Origin of the sequence: Maribacter hydrothermalis (assembly GCF_001913155.1) — a bacterium.
Classification (GTDB): Bacteria; Bacteroidota; Bacteroidia; order Flavobacteriales; family Flavobacteriaceae; genus Maribacter; species Maribacter hydrothermalis.
On sequence record NZ_CP018760.1, the window covers coordinates 174,949 to 193,988 of the forward strand.

15 protein-coding genes are annotated in these 19,040 nt (G+C 34.9%); 9 read left to right on the forward strand and 6 right to left on the reverse strand.

Translation table 11 applies throughout. From position 1 onward, the window contains the following. Positions 1–3 precede the first annotated feature (3 nt). Complete coding sequence (locus BTR34_RS00815) at positions 4–3,495, reverse strand: PVC-type heme-binding CxxCH protein (protein WP_068483915.1); 3,492 nt, start codon at positions 3,493–3,495, stop codon at positions 4–6. A 171-nt stretch (positions 3,496–3,666) separates the two neighbouring features. Here BTR34_RS00815 and BTR34_RS00820 point away from each other — a divergent pair, with 171 nt between their 5' ends. The 4 genes from BTR34_RS00820 (at position 3,667) to BTR34_RS00835 (ending at position 7,353) form a co-directional block, all read left to right on the forward strand. Further along, positions 3,667–4,536 carry an AraC family transcriptional regulator gene (locus tag BTR34_RS00820; protein WP_068483916.1) on the forward strand — a complete coding sequence of 290 codons (870 nt, stop codon included), beginning with the start codon at positions 3,667–3,669 and terminating at the stop codon, positions 4,534–4,536. Positions 4,537–4,723: 187 nt separating this feature from the next. Next, on the forward strand, positions 4,724–5,581 hold the full coding sequence (locus tag BTR34_RS00825; protein WP_068483918.1) for a tetratricopeptide repeat protein: 858 nt from the start codon (positions 4,724–4,726) through the stop codon (positions 5,579–5,581). After that, the gene (locus tag BTR34_RS00830) at positions 5,574–6,548 is read left to right on the forward strand and encodes a carbon-nitrogen hydrolase family protein (RefSeq protein WP_068483920.1); all 975 of its coding nucleotides are present in this window, start codon (positions 5,574–5,576) and stop codon (positions 6,546–6,548) included. Before BTR34_RS00825 ends, BTR34_RS00830 begins: the two co-directional genes overlap by 8 nt. Before the next feature lie 49 nt (positions 6,549–6,597). Further along, on the forward strand, positions 6,598–7,353 hold the full coding sequence (locus BTR34_RS00835) for a glycosyltransferase family 2 protein (RefSeq protein ID WP_068483922.1): 756 nt from the start codon (positions 6,598–6,600) through the stop codon (positions 7,351–7,353). Between the two features lie 22 nt (positions 7,354–7,375). Here BTR34_RS00835 and BTR34_RS00840 read toward each other — a convergent pair whose 3' ends face one another. Both BTR34_RS00840 and BTR34_RS00845 read right to left on the reverse strand, forming a co-directional pair. Next, on the reverse strand, positions 7,376–8,383 hold the full coding sequence (locus BTR34_RS00840) for an LLM class flavin-dependent oxidoreductase (protein ID WP_068483924.1): 1,008 nt from the start codon (positions 8,381–8,383) through the stop codon (positions 7,376–7,378). A gap of 47 nt (positions 8,384–8,430) precedes the next feature. Further along, entirely contained in the window at positions 8,431–8,700 is a 270-nt protein-coding gene (locus BTR34_RS00845; RefSeq protein WP_068483926.1) for an ArsR/SmtB family transcription factor, read from the reverse strand. A 187-nt stretch (positions 8,701–8,887) separates the two neighbouring features. Here BTR34_RS00845 and BTR34_RS00850 point away from each other — a divergent pair, with 187 nt between their 5' ends. The 4 genes from BTR34_RS00850 (at position 8,888) to BTR34_RS00865 (ending at position 13,683) form a co-directional block, all read left to right on the forward strand. Further along, entirely contained in the window at positions 8,888–10,360 is a 1,473-nt protein-coding gene (locus tag BTR34_RS00850) for a potassium/proton antiporter (protein ID WP_068483928.1), read from the forward strand. 482 nt (positions 10,361–10,842) lie between these two features. Continuing rightward, on the forward strand, positions 10,843–11,328 hold the full coding sequence (locus BTR34_RS00855; protein WP_068483932.1) for a hypothetical protein: 486 nt from the start codon (positions 10,843–10,845) through the stop codon (positions 11,326–11,328). Between the two features lie 122 nt (positions 11,329–11,450). Further along, positions 11,451–12,062, forward strand: a complete 612-nt coding sequence (locus BTR34_RS00860; protein WP_068483934.1) for an alpha-ketoglutarate-dependent dioxygenase AlkB family protein — start codon at positions 11,451–11,453, stop codon at positions 12,060–12,062. Positions 12,063–12,132: 70 nt separating this feature from the next. Then, the gene (locus BTR34_RS00865) at positions 12,133–13,683 is read left to right on the forward strand and encodes an NAD(P)/FAD-dependent oxidoreductase (RefSeq protein WP_068483936.1); all 1,551 of its coding nucleotides are present in this window, start codon (positions 12,133–12,135) and stop codon (positions 13,681–13,683) included. 263 nt (positions 13,684–13,946) lie between these two features. On the opposite strand, the gene BTR34_RS00870 is transcribed toward BTR34_RS00865, so the two are convergent. Next, complete coding sequence (locus BTR34_RS00870) at positions 13,947–14,183, reverse strand: hypothetical protein (RefSeq protein WP_068483938.1); 237 nt, start codon at positions 14,181–14,183, stop codon at positions 13,947–13,949. Positions 14,184–14,868: 685 nt separating this feature from the next. Between BTR34_RS00870 and BTR34_RS00875 the strand changes: the two genes are divergently transcribed. Then, complete coding sequence (locus BTR34_RS00875) at positions 14,869–16,170, forward strand: DEAD/DEAH box helicase (RefSeq protein ID WP_068483940.1); 1,302 nt, start codon at positions 14,869–14,871, stop codon at positions 16,168–16,170. A gap of 105 nt (positions 16,171–16,275) precedes the next feature. On the opposite strand, the gene BTR34_RS00880 is transcribed toward BTR34_RS00875, so the two are convergent. Both BTR34_RS00880 and BTR34_RS00885 read right to left on the reverse strand, forming a co-directional pair. Further along, entirely contained in the window at positions 16,276–17,010 is a 735-nt protein-coding gene (locus BTR34_RS00880; RefSeq protein ID WP_068483947.1) for a LytR/AlgR family response regulator transcription factor, read from the reverse strand. After that, positions 17,010–18,968, reverse strand: coding sequence for a histidine kinase dimerization/phosphoacceptor domain -containing protein (locus BTR34_RS00885; protein ID WP_068483949.1), 1,959 nt, complete (start codon positions 18,966–18,968; stop codon positions 17,010–17,012). Before BTR34_RS00885 ends, BTR34_RS00880 begins: the two co-directional genes overlap by 1 nt. Positions 18,969–19,040 lie beyond the last annotated feature (72 nt).

A 19,040-nucleotide genomic window follows, 5' to 3' on the forward strand; every position in this document is an offset into this window, starting at 1 on the left:
TAACTATTTAACAATCATTACCCCTTGCATAATTCTCCAATGCCCGGGAAACGTACATATATATGGATATTCACCTGGTGTGCTCGGCGCTTTGAACTTGAGTGAATATGTTTGGTCAGGATTTAAAATTGGAGTGGCAAAAAGTACATCGCTCATTTGAGGTACGTAATTAAGCGTTGCCGCATTGGGGTCTGCCGCCATTTTATCGGCTGCTTTACCTACAACCTCTTTTTTACCTGGTTTTGTGATAACCAAATTATGCTGCATAAAATCAGGATTCTGTAATACCAGCTCTACTTGTTCTCCAGCCTTTACAGTAAACTGGGTAACATCGAACTTCATTTCGTTGGTAATCGCTTTAATGGTAACTACTTTTGCAGAGCCCTGTACCTCTTCATTATTCTCATTACCAGTGTCAGCTTGTTCACCATAATATTTGTTTAAAAGCCCAACCATATCAAAAATAGTCGCATCTTTTTCTTCTTGATTGGTAAAGCTCTTTTCAACCTTATATTTCCAAGTACCATGAATTCTAACAATAGATTCTCCGGACTGTAGAGACAATTGCCAAAAATTACCATAGATACCGCCTTCACCTCCATTATCCTCTACTCTAACAGCTATGGTATTCTTTCCCGGTTTCAATACTCCATCCGGAATTTCATAATTTCTGTTGGAGCTAAAGCTAGATGCCATACTTCCTACTTCTACTCCGTTTACATAGGTTATATCAGAATCATCAATTGGCCCTAATGATAAAGTTGTTCCCTTAACCATATTTGCAGGAATGGTAACTTCTCGTCTAAACCAAATAATACCATCAATATCTAAACCAGCATCTTCTATGTATTGCGGAATCTCCATTGTTTCCCAACTGCTATCATCATAAGTACTGGTGCTCATATCCATTTTTTCCTCTGAAGGCATTACATAAGTAGGATTCGCTTTATGGAATGCCTCTAAGAATCCAGTCATATGAATGGTAGCATTTGCGTATAAGGCTTTATATAACCAAGCATCGTTCATAATCTCTTGATTGGTTGTAAGTTCATATACTAAAGCACCTATTTTTTTGGACGACGGTCTTTCCGTGAAGTATAGCAAAGCTTCCAATTGTACACTAGGGTCCCTATCTTTAAGGGTTGTTGCCTTAAATAATGCGGCATCTGTATCGTCGTTTCTGGGTAACATTTGTATGGCTGCCTTACGAACCCCTGCCGCTTTATGATAAAGTGCACCCTTTATTACCCCAAGTGCATTACTATCATTTTCCAATGCACCTAAACCACTAATAGTCCAAATTGCATGTAACGCTGCATTATTTAATCCGTTTTCATCAACTTGTTTTTTAGTAATCAATTTGTACAAGCTGTTCAGTACATCGGTATCTCCTCTTTCCACTAAAAGCCGTTGTGCAGTTAATCTCCAAAATTGATTATCACTACTTAAAGCTTCTAACAGTCCCTCTGGGTCATCTTTAGATAATTGTATAGGTTCGTACTCATAATCATATTTTGGTACAATACGCCAAATTCTTCCATGACCTTTATCTCTAAGTGGATTTACATAGGCATTCCCCTCGCCATTTTCAGCATCATAACCACCACGTTCTTCATTTGGAGTTGGGTTATGTTGAACTATGAAGTTATACCAATCTGCCACCCAAACCGCCCCATCGGGACCTGTTTTTGCATCTACCGGGGAACTCCATTCATCTGAGGATGCAAATAGATTGCCCGCGTCTTCCTCAGCATATCCTGAGCCCTCTTTTACTATTCGTGCTTGATGCACCAAACCTCCAGTTGGCTCGCATACAAATGCAATTTTATTCCAATATAATTCTGGGTAAGCTCTTGCCGTATAAAAATGATGTCCCGCAGCTGCTGTGAAACCACCAAAAACATCTACTTGTCTTACATTTGGGGTTATGGGTAGCATAAAGTAGTGCCCATCTATTTTTGCACTACCATCTGTCCCTATTCCCTTTACATCAATAAGATTTTTATTTGGGATACCTACAAACACACTGTGCGTATTATTTGCGGTAGATGCGAATATGGAATTATCTTCCGTTATTCCTAAGCCCCAAGTATTATTACTTGTATTGGTCAGTACTTCAAATGTTTTTTTCTTTGGATTAAACCGATATACATTCTGATTGAATTTTAAATCATGACCCAAGGCCTTACCCTCAAATCCTGAATATCCTACCACACCATATAAATCATTATCAATACCATATTGCAAGTTTGATGGACCAGCGTGCGTATCGAAAGTTCCCCAACCGTCAATTAAAATTTCCTTTACGTCTGCCTTATCATCGCCATTAGTATCTTTTAAGAAAATAAAATAGGGTGCTTGCGAAACTACTATACCGCCATCGTAAAAGACAAAACTTGTAGGTATATTTAATTCTTCGGCAAAGACGGTAACCTTATCTGCCTTACCGTCACCATCGGTATCTTCTAAAATTTTTATTTTATCATCGCCAATACTATTATCATTGCGAACGGTGTTAGGGTAATCTACTGTTTCAATGACCCAAAGCCGCCCCCTTTCGTCCCAATTCATTGCAATAGGGTTAATGATATCTGGCTCAGAAGCAAATAGCTGAACATCAAAGCCGGCAGTTACTTGTATTAGCTTTTTTGACTCTTTAGGAGATAATGGTAATTGATATTTTGGTGCAGGATCTCGTTTTTCATAATTAGGTATGTTTGCTCTTTCCTCATATGTAAGAGTTGGCATATCTTTCATAAATGCTTCCCAGTTTTTTTTCACCTTCTCATCTACCGCCCAAAGTATACCCGATTTTACTAGCTCTTGAAAGCCCTTATTTTCCCATGTACTTTCATCATGTCCGTATGCGGTATAAAAAACTTTGCCTTCACCTACTTCCTTAGTCCAAGTCCAAGGTTCACGATGCTCACCATCAACGCGTTCCATTAAAACATGAATATCTTCAGCTATTTTATCATGAACATAAGTTTCATCCCAAGTCTCGAATGTGGATAAATCTTTTGTAATTGGGTGCTCTTTATCAACAATTTCAGCAGTAAAATCTCCTGTTTCATGACTCATAAACTGTGCCCCTACCAAATTGATATATTCTGATGAATTCTTGAAACAGAAGCTTGCTGAGTGAATAGGAATAAAAGCTTTACCCTCTTTTACAAAATTTAAAAGCGCTTTCTCTTCCTGCTTACCAATTTTTTCATGATTGGCGTAAATAATAAGTCCGTCGTACAATTCCAGATTCTTTTCATTTAAATCGGATGGTTTTTCTGTGTAGGTAATATTGATTCCGTCCTTGGTTAAAGCTGATGCCAAAATTGGAAAATATGCTCTTGAATTATGGTGTTCTATTTCATGACCTAAAAACAGTAATTCTATTCTGCGTGGTTCATTATCTAGTCGCTCTTTCTTGGTAGGAGAACATGCTGCAAAAAGCAATAGTATAAACACAATTTTTAAAGCGGAGAGATACGATTTCATATAGAGCCTAGTTTTCTTATCTCAATATTACTATAAATATCAACCTAGAAATTACTCTTACATATCACATACCGACTGTATTTTATCATACTATTTTAAAATAACTTCATTTTTTGATACATTAGTAGCTATTCAGAACAATTATAACACTAATTAAGTTTTGTTCAACATATGAAATCTGCCCTTAAAAAATCGCCCATACCAGAAACACGAGCCTATTTAGCACGCATGTTGAGTGAACCAGTTTTTGACCCGCATTGGCATTTTCATTCGGAAAATCAATTGTTTTTGGTTTTAAAAGGAAGCGGCACACGATTTATTGGTGATAGTGTTAAACCTTATAAAGCAGGAGATATTACATTTACCGGCCCTAACCTACCCCACCTGTGGCGCAGTGAAAATGAAGAGGAGCAAGAAATGAATATTGCTTGGTCCGAGGGGGTTGTTATTTATTTTCGCGAAGACTTTTTAGGAAAAAATATTCTACAAAGCGATGAGGCCATTCGCCTACGACAGGTTTTTCATAAAAGTCTAAGAGGTATTGAATTTACTGAACAGTCTGCCGTAACCTTAAAAAGGTTAATGCTTGAACTACTACCAATGAAAGGGTTTGATGGTATTCTACACCTTTTAAAAATTCTAAATTTTATAAGTAATACGAAGGAGTTTAAAATTTTAGCAAGTCCAGGTTATACTAATACATTAAGAGAAGCCGATACTGAACGAATGTTTAAAGTTTATGCCTACGTGATGAAAAATTTTAAACGTAAAATGACGCTAACAGATTTGGCTAAGTTGACAAATATGACACCCACTTCTTTTAGTAGGTATTTTAAGCAACATGCTAATAAATCCTTTTCAGAATTTGTTAGTGAAATACGGATAGGACATGCCTGTAAATTGCTCATAGAAAAGAAAATGAACGTTTCTCAAGCGTGTTATGAAAGCGGATTCCAAACACTTTCTAACTTCAATAAACAGTTTAAATCGATAACAAAGCGTACACCATTGAGCTATAAAAAAGAGTATGAGGTGTATTGATAATGTAATTAATTGAAAATTTAAGACTTGGTAATAAAGCATCAGAATGACATAAATCTTAATACACTACAGATGCTGAAGATAATTTACATGCTATAGTTTCACTAACGGATTCCGTAATTTATTTTAGCCCATGGCCAGGGTTCAATGAAATAAAAAATAATATTTTTGACTAAACACATTTTCCATGTCATTAAAGTATACCATCTATTTACTAGTTTTTGTAATGATTACTTCATGTCAACAAAAACAAAGTAAAACCTCAAAAAAGCAAGTGGCTTATACTTATGGCACTGAAAATGATTCTGCTATTTTTTACTTTAATAAAGGTTGGGAATATATTTTGGATTATGGTCAATGGACTTTATCTGACCTGGCTTTCAGAAAAGCAGTATCATTCGATTCTACTTTTGTTATCGGAAAAGCATTAGTTGGTAAAAGCACTACGGACCTTACTGAGCGGATTAAAATATTAATTGACATAAACAACAATGAAAATGAGATTCACGAGGACGACCAATTAATTTTAGAGGTTACACGCATTACTATTGAATTGTTTAATGCACGCGACCAAAAACTACAATTAAGTGATAACTTCATACCTAATTTTATGTCCACTGCAGAGAAAAATTACAGAGAATTTATTCATAAATATCCTAACGAATCTTATATAAAAGCTGAGTATATAGAGGTTTTAAACGCTATATATGGCCCAAAACTAGCTTTAGACTCGTTACACAGCTTAACGACTCCTAACCAAAAGAAAATTCCTTTTTTTATTAGCTATGCAGCTACCTTAGAATCTGACTTAGAGAATTTTGATAACGCCCTATCAATTGCTAATGACTTTAATAAGCAAATTAACAATCCGAAAATTCCACAGCCCTATGTATTATATGGTAGTATTTATTTAAAAATGGATAGTTTATCCTTGGCAACATCTAATATTGACAGAGCACTAGCGTTAGACCCTAATCATATTTTTGCACAGCGTTTTAAAAAACAGATTAACGACAAATTAAAAATCATTGACAGCAATGACTAAAATTATAGATACTCCCAGCCAAAATAATCTTAAAATAGGCATGGCTCAAATTTCTCCTGTTTGGTTAAATAAAGAGGCCACTATATCTAAAATCAAAGAATATATTAGTAAAGCTGGTGATGATGATTGTGAGCTAATTGTTTTTGGTGAAGCATTGTTACCTGGCTACCCGTTTTGGGTTTCCATGACCGACGGGGCTAAATTCAATTCTAAAGAACAGAAAGAAATTCATGCGCATTATATTAAAAATTCCATTCAAATTGAGGAAGGAGAATTAGATGACATTTGCGCGCTCGCCAAACAGCATAAAATTGCCATCTACTTAGGGTCAATGGAACGTGCAAAAAATAGAGGCGGACATAGTATTTATTGCTCACTGGTGTATATAAATAGTGATGGAGAAATTAAATCTGTACATAGAAAACTACAGCCTACCTATGAAGAACGATTAACATGGGCACAAGGAGATGGTAACGGATTACAGGTTCATAACTTAAAAAACTTTACCGTTGGCGGACTAAACTGTTGGGAGAATTGGATGCCTTTAGCAAGAACCACATTATACGGATTAGGTGAAGATTTGCATATTGCCGTGTGGCCTGGCTCTGATTTTAATACAACCGACATTACACGATTTATTGCCAGGGAATCCCGTTCATTCGTGGTTTCCGTTTCTAGTTTAATGAGTAAAAGGGATTTTCCAAAAGATACGCCCCATATTGATGAAATTCTAAAAAATTCTGCAGACTCACTGGCTAATGGAGGTTCCTGTATTGCAGGACCAGATGGAGAATGGGTTGTTGCTCCGGTAATTGAAAAACAGGGGCTAATTACCGCAATTATAGATTTTAACAGGGTACTAGAAGAACGCCAAAACTTTGATTCTGTCGGGCATTATTCAAGACCAGATGTAACAAAACTTACTGTTAATAGAGAGCGGCAATCAATATTAGATATTATTGATTAAATAAGGATATTTTGCAATCAAGTTAAATACCCTAGATTAACAATAAAGGATGAGTAAAATAACAATCATAATACCTTGTTTTAATGAAGAGCAAAGTATAAAACAGACTTTATTAAAAATTGTCGCTGAGATTTCTAAATTCACAAATCACACCTTTCATATTATTGTAGTAGATGATTATAGCACTGATAATTCATTAGCTATTCTAAATGAATTTAGAAATACTGTTTGTAATGAACTTCAAATTATCACGAATAAAACCAACTTAGGAATAGCCCTTTCAACAAAAGTATTGCTTGAAGATGCGCTAAAACATAGTCCAGATTTTGTACTTAAATGCGATATGGATAATGATTTTCCTCATGAACAAGTTTTCAAGACTTTCCTTAATTACATAAATGAGAATAACACCAACTACAATTATATTTTGGTGGGAGAACGACAAATTGAAGATGATAATTCTATGTCTTTACTAGAATTTAATGAAAAATTGAAAATGGAAAGCTATTTAAGCAATACGCTAAATATAAAGAACTACAACCCTGTTTCTTCTGGGGTTTTGTTATACGGAAAGAACGTTTTAAAAACAATTTTACAAGAGCAAATTGTACAGGAATATAGCTTAAGGTGGGGGCTAGATTTTCTGCTCCCACTTGTAGCCATTAAGTTGAATTATAAGGTGGTAAAATCAAAAATGAATAATGGTATTTACAGTAAAGAAAGAAGACCAGAATCAAAAATTAAAGCCCAGTATGCGGCATACTACCATATTTTAAAGTTAGTAAACAACACTTACCCTTTATAGCTCATAGGTTAAATCAGGGAATTTAATCGTTCAGCTCTTTCATAATCTCAGCAAATAATTGGTATGATTTTATACGGTCATGCCCATCATAAATATTAGTAACAGCAATAAGTTCATCTACTTGAGTATCTTTTATAAACTGTTGTACTTGTCTTTTAACGGTCTCCTTACTTCCAATAAAAGAATATTTCAACATTTGTTGCACAGAGGGGTTTTGACTTAATTCTCGCAAATCGTCTGTCATGTCAACTGGTGGTTGCATAAAACCTCTGTTTCCTGTTAACAAACCTATTATCATTTTGTACAGTGAAGTTGAAATACGCTCTGCTTCTTCATTTGTATCTGCAATTATAATATTCACCCCTGCCATGGTGTATGGTTTCTCCAATACATCCGATGGTTGAAATTCTTGATGATAAATTTGCAAGGCATTCATTAAGTGCGTTGTCGCAAAGTGACTCGCAAATGCATAGGGCAATCCTTTTTTCGCCGCTAAGTGAGCACTATCAGTACTTGAACCCAAAATGTATAAAGGCACCTCCACCCCTTCAGCCAAGGTTGCGCGTACCTTAGCATTTGCATTTTCTGTTGAGAAATAGCGTTGTATTTTTTCAATTTCTAAAGGAAAAGACTGTGCTGCTTGGAAAAAATCGGATCGTATTGCCTGTGCAGTCAACTGATCGGTTCCTGGCGCGCGACCTAGCCCTAAATCAATTCTATTTGGATATAGAATACCCAATGTACCAAACTGTTCTGCGATAATTAATGGGGAATGGTTTGGCAGCATAATTCCGCCAGAGCCAACACGTATTGTTTTAGTTTCTTCAGCAATCTTACCTATTAAAATAGATGTGGCACTACTACCAATGGCAACAGAGTTATGATGCTCTGCCAACCAAAAACGGGTATAGCCGGCTTCTTCCGCAGCTTGCGCAAGGGCTACCGAGTGATCAAAAGTATCTTTCAATGTTGTACCCTGCGATACTATGGCTAAATCCAACACGGAATATTTTATTTTTTTCATGCTAATAAATTCATTTATATATTTAAAAGTATCAATCTATTAAATTAAATAAATTACAAGTTTTGTAATCGTAACATATAATTATCCCACACTTCATGATTCAAAGTATAATTATAATTACGACCTATTTTATGCTGGTTTATCAAACCTGATTCTACAAGTTTTTTTACATGATGACTAATAGATGGTTGGGCTAAATCAAGCAAATTGCAGGCTTTTGTACATTCCACTTTTCCTTGGTTCTTTTGCATGTACTGCAATAATTTTAAACGATTTACATCACTTAATGCTTTTGATATTTTCTCTACTTGTTTTAGCTCCATGATGTTTAATATATTGATATATGCAAATGTATTTATAATTATATGCATTTATTCTAATTCTATGTTAAGAAATAAAATAAACTATAATACATTGATGCAATTACAACATAACATTAACATTCATAAATTAATAAATGACCTTAAAAAATTAACTTTGTTGCCTTAAAATTAAGATCAATAACCACCAATGAATCTAACTATAGAAAACATACTTCTTATAGGTTCTATTTTGTTGTTTATCAGCATTATAGTTGGCAAAACTTCGTACAAATTTGGTGTACCCACTTTAATTCTTTTCTTGGCAATAGGTATGTTGGCAGGATCTGATGGTATTGGTGGTATTCATTTTAATGACCCTAAACTTGCCCAATTTATAGGTATTGTTTCTCTGAATTTTATTTTATTTTCCGGTGGTTTGGATACCAACTGGAGTGCGGTAAAACCGATTTTAAAAGAAGGTATTATGCTTTCTACTTTAGGGGTTTTGCTCACTGCACTTACCTTAGGCACTTTTGTGTACTACATTACCGATTTCACCATTTACGAAAGTATGTTATTAGGCTCTATAGTTTCGTCTACCGATGCGGCTGCGGTGTTCTCCATTTTACGTTCTAAAAACTTAGCGCTTAAGAGCAATCTAAGACCCACGTTAGAACTAGAAAGTGGTAGTAACGACCCCATGGCTTATGTGCTTACGCTAGCTTTTTTAACATTGGTTATCAATCAAGATTTAAGCATACTATCTATTATTCCGCTGTTTTTAAAACAAATGATTTTAGGTGGCATCGGCGGATTCGCATTTGGGAAATTGAGCGAAATAATCATTAACAAAATTAAATTAGGTTTTGAAGGACTGTATCCGGTTTTGGTAATTGCACTAATGTTCATTACATTTTCTGCTACCGACACCGTTGGTGGTAACGGATTCTTAGCTATTTACATTTGTGCCGTGTATTTGGGCAATCAAGATTTAATACATAAATCGACCATATTGAAAATGTTCGACGGTATGGCTTGGTTAATGCAAATTGTGTTGTTCCTTACGTTAGGATTATTGGTTTTTCCGTCACAAATCACTCCGTATTTGGGAATAGGACTGCTCATTTCAATATTCTTAATTATTGTTGCCAGACCTGTTAGTGTTTTTCTTAGCCTCATGTTCTTTAAAATGAAAATTGGGCGAAGGTTCTATATCTCGTGGGTTGGCTTACGTGGTGCCGTACCCATTGTATTTGCTACATATCCCCTATTAGCAGGTATTGACAAAGCAAATATCATTTTTAGTATCGTTTTCTTTATATCCGTTTCGTCCGTATTAATCCAAGGAACTACCTTATCTAATTTTGCAAAATGGCTAAATGTTGCCTTGCCCGATAAAGTGAAAGCTATAGCTGAGAATGATAGGTATATTCTTAATCTGCCTAAATCTGCTATGGAAGAAGTAACTATCCTACCTAATAGTTTTGCTGTGGATAAGCGAATAATCGATTTACATTTTCCTAGGACTGCTTTCATTGTTATGATCAAAAGAGGTAGTACATTTGTACGACCAGGAGGATCTACAATAATTGAAGCAAATGACATTTTAGTTTTGTTGTTAGACAATGAAGAAAGTTTGAAAGAAGTTAATGTAATTCTCGACCAGGCAGTTTTGGTATAATATGAAAAGTATAAATAACCTATTTAAAGTTCTTTTACTCGTTACAATATATTGTTTCGGAATATATAGTTCTGCAAATACGTTACCCTTTTCTTACGAGATTGTTTTAAGCCAAAATGATGATCAGAAAACATACTATTCTGAATCTTCCAAGGTTTTATCTCCTCATGCCCAACAAACCGAAATTTCAATTGCTGACGTTACCGAAGTTTCATCACCAAATTACAAGCTGCCTTTTACTAGTTTTAACTCACATCTATCCAATAATGAGTTAATCCTCAACGCAAGATATAAGCAGTACAAACTGTATGCTAATACACTTTTGATCAGACATAGAAAGTCTGACCTTATCTTCCCTTTTCATAGTTTCTGGTAATCCATTTTATACATGCTAACCATTGAGTTAGCTCATTTTAAATGTCTTTATGGTGTGAGTCATCACTTCATACAAAAATCAGTATCTCATATTAATATAGAAAAAAATGGAATTAGGAATAGCCGCTATCGGTATAGCATCTGTTGCACTTTGTGCAATGCCTTTTGTTATTACAAACAGAAGTAGAAAAAGAAAAGAAAAACAAATGATGGCTTCTTTAACCGAAGTCGCAAGCAAACATAATTGTCAAATTACGGAATATGAAATTTTTGGTCACTACGGCATAGGTGTTGATACTCAGAAAAAGTTCGTGTTCTTCATTTCAAAATCTGGAGAAGTTTTAAATCAGCAGTATGCCAATTTAGCTACTATTAAAACTTGTGAAATTACTAATATCGGTAAATCGTATGCCAAAAAGGAGAAAATAACAGCGCGTTTACTACTGACTCTTTTTTCTAAAAAAATAAATGAACCGGACACCGTTTTTGAATTCTATGACGCTGAAATTAATTTCCAATTAAGTGGAGAATTTCAATCAATAGAAAAGTGGAACAAGACCATTAAAAACTTGCTTAAAAGTAATAAGGTTTAGTCGTCATTGTTTTCTTTAAATATAAAAGCGGATAGATAATCTTATTAAGGATAGCTATTCGCTTTTGTTTTTAAATAGATTACAAAGTATTTTAGTACTTGAAATAGCTAGAAAAAAGAATAATGAAATTATTTGATATTGAGGTAGACCATACCACCAACCTACTTCCCCATGGCGGAACGGTTAACTACTACGGAAAGATTCTTACCCCTGAAGAAGCAATACATTATTTGGATATATTATTGAACAAAATTGAATGGAAAAACGATGAAGCGATCATCTTTGGAAAGAAAATAATTACCAAACGGAAGGTAGCATGGTATGGTGAAAAACCATTTCACTACACGTACTCTAAAACCACCAAACTCGCATTATCATGGACCACCGAATTACTTGAATTGAAATCAAAAGTGGAACAAGAAAGTGGTGAAACGTTCAACTCTTGTCTACTAAATCTATATCATGATGGTAGTGAAGGAATGGCTTGGCATAGTGACGGAGAAAAGGACCTTAAAAAGAACGGCGCCATTGCCTCTCTTAGTTTTGGCGATGAACGTAAATTTGCTTTTAAACATAAAGAAACCAAGGAAAAAGTAGAATTGGTTTTAGAACATGGTAGTTTACTGATTATGAAAGACGAAACCCAAACACATTGGCTACATCGGCTGCCCCCAACTACTAAAAGCAAGAATCCAAGAGTGAATTTGACTTTTAGAACTATTGAAGAAAAGTAGAACTACCATTCTCCTTAGCATTTTTAATTTCCTGTCGTTCTCATCATAATTTTTACTTTAATTTTGCAGCATGGTCAGAAATGTACAGTTGCGATTATCATTAAAGGAAGAAGGCACACCTAACGGATTAGAAATTCGTGCGGCAAAGTACCTGGGACTCGAAGATGGAACCTTTAAAATTAAGGTGCTTCGAAAGTCTATAGATGCTCGTAAGCCTAAAATTTTCTTTAATTACAAACTGGCAATTTATATTAACGAACCAGCTCCGAGCAATGCGCTTAACTTTAAATACAAAGATGTATCGAACGCTAAACCTATACATATTGTAGGTTTTGGTCCAGCAGGGATGTGGGCAGCGTTACGTTGTTTAGAAATGGGCTATAAACCCATTGTTCTTGAACGTGGTAATAATGTAAAAGACCGTAGGCGCGATTTAAAAGCTATAAACCAAGACCACAAGGTAAACCCTGAAAGTAATTATTGCTTTGGGGAAGGTGGTGCCGGCACGTATTCCGATGGAAAATTATATACCCGTAGCCTTAAACGTGGCGATGTACGTCGCATTTTTGAAAGCTTAGTTTTTCATGGGGCTACAGATCAAATTTTGGTTGATGCCCATCCACATATTGGAACGAATAAACTGCCTAAAATTGTTCAGAATATTCGTGAAGTAATTCAGAAACAAGGTGGTGAAATACACTTCAACACCAAAGTGACCGATTTCGTCATCAAGAATAATACGTTAAAAGCAATTGTTTTAAATAATACCGATGAAATGGCTGTTGAACGTGTGATTCTGGCAACGGGACATTCAGCTCGTGATATTTTCGATTTATTACATAAAAAGAGCATTACACTTGAAGCAAAATCGTTTGCCATGGGTGTGCGTGTAGAGCACCCTCAGCATATCATCGATAGTATTCAATACCATTGCTCTGGTGAACGTAGCGAATTGTTACCTGCAGCTTCTTATAGTTTAGTAGAACAAGTGAAAGAACGTGGTGTATATTCTTTTTGTATGTGCCCTGGCGGATTTATAGTTCCTGCGGCAACTGCACCTGGTGAGGTTGTTGTGAACGGAATGTCTCCATCGAAACGAAATAACCTATATGCCAATTCGGGCATCGTCGTTGAAATAAATGTGGATAAAGACATTGCCAAATACGAGAAATTTGGAGCTTTGAAAGGATTAGAATATCAGAAGGATTTAGAGCGATTAGCATACACATCTGGCGGAAGAACACAAACTGCACCTGCACAACGTTTGACCGATTTCGTAGAAGGAAACCTCTCTGTAGACCTCAACCCTACTTCATACCAACCCGGATTAAACTCTGCTCCCCTACATTCCCTATTGCCCAAACTTATTGGTGGTAGATTACGCCAAGGCTTTAAAGCTTTCGGGGATAAAATGCATGGCTATTACACATCCGAGGCAAACATTGTGGGTGTGGAATCAAGAACCTCATCACCCGTTAGTATTCCAAGAAATGAAAAATTAGAACACCCTGTTATTAAAGGCCTTTTCCCATGTGGTGAAGGTGGTGGCTATGCCGGCGGAATCGTTTCTGCCGCAATGGACGGCGAACGATGTGCCGAAGCTGCAATGGCAGGGTTGTAAGTTCAAGTGCAAGTTCAAAAGTCAAGTTCAAGTTCAACTTGGTTGTTGGTTGTTCTTGTTCGTTGTTCGTTGTTCGTTGTTCGTTGTTCGTTGTTCGTTGTTGGAAAAATGACAATTTAGCTTTGCTAAATCTATAAAATACGGTATTAATTAAAATGTGTCTATTCTCTATATTCTATTTTCTTACTTAGTACTTAGTACTTAATACTATTTACTATCAACTGTAAACTGTCGACTGTCGACTGTCGACTGTCGACTAAATATTAAGCTATTTTAGCACTGTTAGCTTTAGTTACAAAATTCAAATCTCTTTTAATTCTTGAGTTTTTAGATTTGTATAATCTCGCAACTTCTGTTTTAGCTTCTAGGGTCAACTCGTAAGTAGTTTCAGTAACAAGTGTCATTTCAATAGTTTCAACTTTAACTTCTTCAGTAGTGTTTTGTGCTTGGGTAGTGAAGCTTAAGAAGATGATAAAGATGATTGTTATTATTGTTTTCATGACTTGCGTTTGTTACACTAATAGAACGCCGCAGGCCTTGTTTCACTAGGTGGTGAATCGCTGAAAAACACATTTTACTCGTTACTTTACACGACCTCAGATTAAGTGTAAATTCTTGTCGATAAACGACACATACCCCAAAATCACCTTACCGATAATTGGTGTCGTTAAACGATATACCAAGTGAAAGTGCTAGTTCAAATCTCAAGTTCAAGTTCAAGTTTAAACGTAAACTCAAAAATCATGTTTGAAAAAAGAATATAGAAAAGAGAGAATAGATGTTGGTTGTTGGATCTTAACAACTCTAATAGTTTAGCCTTGCTAATGACAATAGATTTTTAACCGATGACACACTTAATTGAACACTCCCCACTCCCACATAACATTAGATAATTTTCAAAAGAAGTCTATTCTCTATTTTCTCTGTTCTAACTTCCTACTTAATACTTAATACTTAATACTTAATAATTTGTACATAATACATAATGCTTATTACCTCATACCCAATATTTTCATCTGCTCACGACAACATCTCAATAAGCAACAATCTAAAATAAGTCAATATGCCATTTTCTCTATTCCTACTTAGTACTTTGTACCTTGTACTTCTTACATAAAACCAACTACTAACTACTTTTCATTTTCTTCCACATTTAACCGTACCTTTGCCGCTTATTAAAATTTTATGACATTTAAAGAACTCGGCTTAGCCGAACCAATCCTAAAAGCCTTAGAAGCTGAAGGTTATACTCACCCTACTCCAATTCAAGAACAATCTATTCCTATTCTATTAGGAGGCAAAGACCTTTTAGGTGTTGCACAAACAGGTACCGGAAAAACAGCTGCATTCGGTATTCCTATTCTTCATCAGCTATATGAAGGTATTAGCTTAAGCCAAACAAAGCGCAAGGTTAAAGCTTTAGTTGTTACACCTACACGTGAGCTTGCCATTCAAATTGGTGAAAGCTTTACGGCATACGGTAAATATACTGGCTTACGTAACACTGTTATTTTTGGTGGTGTAAAACAAGGTAAACAAGTAAATGCCCTTAGAGGCGGTGTTGATATTTTAATTGCTACTCCTGGTCGTTTATTAGATTTAATGAACCAAGGTTTTGTTTCGTTTAAAGATTTAGAGCACGTGGTTTTAGATGAAGCAGACCAAATGTTGGATATGGGTTTCATTCACGACATCAAAAAAATCATTGCAAAGCTTCCTCCTAAAAGGCAATCACTTTTCTTTTCGGCTACTATGCCAAAAGATATTGTTGAACTATCTAGAAAAATGCTAGGAGATTTTGAGCGTGTAACTATTAAACCAGAACAGGCTACTGCAGAAAAAGTTGAACAAGGTGTTTATTTTGTTAGTAAAGGAAATAAACCAAAATTGCTAATTCATTTACTTGAGCAACAGCCTAAAGAATCTGTTCTTGTTTTTTCTAGAACTAAACATGGAGCAAATAAGATTGTAAAGAAATTAGACCAAGCAGGCATAAGAGCTGCTGCTATACATGGTAACAAATCGCAAACTGCAAGACAAAAGGCCTTAGGTGATTTTAAAGACGGAAAACTAAAAGTATTAGTTGCCACAGATATTGCTGCAAGAGGTATTGATGTTGATGATTTATCATTGGTGGTAAATTATGACTTGCCAAATGTATCTGAAACGTATGTTCACCGAATTGGTAGAACAGGTCGTGCAAATGCAAGTGGTACTGCGCTTTCATTCTGCGATAAGGAAGAAAGACCCTACTTACGTGATATTGAAAAGTTAATTAACCAAGCGATACCACGTATGCCAGAGCATCAGTTTACCGATGAGGATGGTGAAGTAGATAAAGATGACAGACCGCCAAGAACTCCTAGAGGGCCAGGGAAATCAGGGAAAAATAAAACTAGACCTGGCGGCAACAATTTTAGAGGAAAAAACAATAGAAATACCAGTAAAAAAAAGCCAAACCGGAATACATCAAAAAGTAATGATTAAGTTTTAATAAAAACTTTCTAATTAAAATTTACAATCCTTTATGACATATGTCGTAGAGGGTTTTGTATGATAAAGATATCTTATTTAAATAAACCTTAAAAACCTCTAAATAGTTCTTATTCGGTTTAATAATAACCCTTTATGAGATTTTCCAATGGGTATTACTTTCCTTCCAATTTCTAAATGACCATCGGCCAATACATCTAATTTTGAAATATTAATTATATAAGAACGGTGGACTCTAACGAAACTGGTACTTGGTAATTTTTCTTGCATAACTTTCAGTGTACAAGTAAGTATATGGTTGACTTTTTGTGTTATTAAAGTACAGTAATTACGGTCAGCTTCTATATAGAGAATATCATCTAAAAGTAATTTTTCCATTCTACCATTATGTCGTACAAAAATACGATCATCAAGAACTTCTATTTGCTGCTCATTATCAATTGTTTCTTTACTTTCTTTTAATTGCTCAACCACCAAAGCTATGGTTCTTTGTAAACTTACTTTATTAAAGGGTTTGGTTATAAAAGCCTTTGGCTGCGTTTCTTTAGCCTTTTCAAATGTTGCATCGTCACTGTTAGCAGTAAGATATATGATTGGAATATCCTTCGCTTTTTGTATAATTTTTACGGTCTCTATACCATTGAGAGAACCTTTTAAATTAATATCCATTAACAAAATATGAGGGGATTGTTCTCTAATATGCATGATTGCCTCTTCTCCCCTTGGTATAATAGCTGTAACCTCATAACCGAGACTTGTTAATTGAATGGACAGATTAGCTCCAATAATCATATCATCTTCAACTATCAATATTCTAACTGGATTATTTTCCATTAAGCAGCTTTTATATTCTGAAATTGGATATTAACTGTTGTGCCGTGTTCTGTTAGTAGCACCATTTTTCCGTCTAACTGTTTTACCAATAAATTTACTAATTGTGTTCCAAATCCTGTACCCACATTTAAACTTGCATTTGGCATTCCTATACCATCATCTGAAACTTTTAACACAATTAAATCATGATTATTAGTTAAAGCCAAACGTAAGGTTCCTTTTCTATTATTTGGAAAAGCATATTTTAAAGAATTAGTAATCAACTCATTAACAATCAAACCAATAGGTATTGCCATATCAACGTCTAATTCAAGCTCATCCATTTCTACTAAAATATTTATATCTTCATTTTTACCGAAAGAATGTAATATGTAATCACTTAAATTATTAAAATAATCTTTCATCTCAATGGTAGCCAATTTTTCACCTAGATATAACTTTTGATGAATCATACCCATACTATGAACTCTATGTTGGCTTTGTTCCATAGCATTTAAAATTTTAGGGTCTTCAATTAATGAAGCCTGTAAGGATAATAGGCTAGAAACAATCTCAAGGTTATTCTTAACTCTATGATGTATTTCTTTGAGTAAAAATTCTTTCTCCGAATTTTTCTTTTGTAATAATTTATTCTTCTTACTATTATTAGATATTGCTTTATATGCCAATAGAAGTAGTAATAAGAGTAAGAAAGAAATAATTATGATTAATTGTTGCCGTGATTGCTGCTTTTTTATTTGAATTTCTTGTAAAGCTATAGTATTCTCTTTTTTAGCAACATCAAATTCCGTTCGTAATTCAGAAATACGATGGTCCGCCTCAGCAGTAAATACTTCGTTTTTTAAGGAATCGTATTTAGAAAATGAATAAAACGCATTTTTATAATCTTGCTGTTTGGCATACGCGCTTCCTAATTCTTTATAAGCATCGCTTAAATAATAGGCATCTCCAAAATCTTTAGTTGCTATTAAAATTGATTTTTTGAGCCCTTCAATTGCTTCCTTATAATTTCCTTTCTTGTTTTGCAATTTCCCAACAGCAAGCCAAGAACGCATTATCATGAAATTATTCTCTAACAGTTCGGCATACTTTACGGCATTACTACCTGCCTCCATTGCCTTCTCAAATTCCTCCAAAAAAGAATAGAGGTCAACTAAGGAGATATAGACATCACTTAAATTATTGTAAAACCCATATCGCTCTCCAATAATTATTGATTGTTCATAATACTTACGTGCCTGTTCATAGTCTTCTAGTGCTAAATAATTATTTCCTGTTACATATAGTGTAAAATCATAATCTAAATCAGTTATTCCCCATGCCTCAAATAGTTCTAAAGAGCGCAGTCCATACTCCACACCCGATTCAAATTTTGATTGTTTCCAGAAAAGGTTGCTTAAATCACTATACGCCATAGCCATTGCTTTGGTATCGTTGTGTTCTTTTCCTAATTCAAGCGATTTCAATGCGTAATCTGCGGCGCTGTCTAGCTGGCCTCTACGTTCATAAACATAACCTAATTGTGTATTTAAGAACGCCAAATCTGTCTTACGAACTTTTTTCTTTGCGTCTTCTAAAACTAACTGCGCACTATCTAATTTTTCTAGTCGCAAAAGAATAGCTCCTTGTGTTATTTGAAATCTACCATGCCATAACGAATCGGTTAACCTGGTACCTCTCAACCCTTCCCTTGTAAAAGTTATTGCCTTGTTTAAATTTCGAGAGTGCCAATAATACGCCAAATCATTAAGCATAGACCACCTTAGGGAATCTCGCTTCACCCTTTTATAATTATGCTCTAAAGTATCTAGGTAAGAAGTACCGAAATTATCTGTTTCAACAAAGACTTTTTTATAGGGATGCTCGCTTGTTAAATCTACTATTTGACTATAGCTAAAGCTAAGTCCTAATAAAGACAAAAGAATAATAGGATAGATTTTAAGATAATTGACTCTCATTTTACAAGTTGATTCTCACTGAGGGAAAATGAGCTATCCTTAAAAGTACAACATTATACTGATTATTAACCT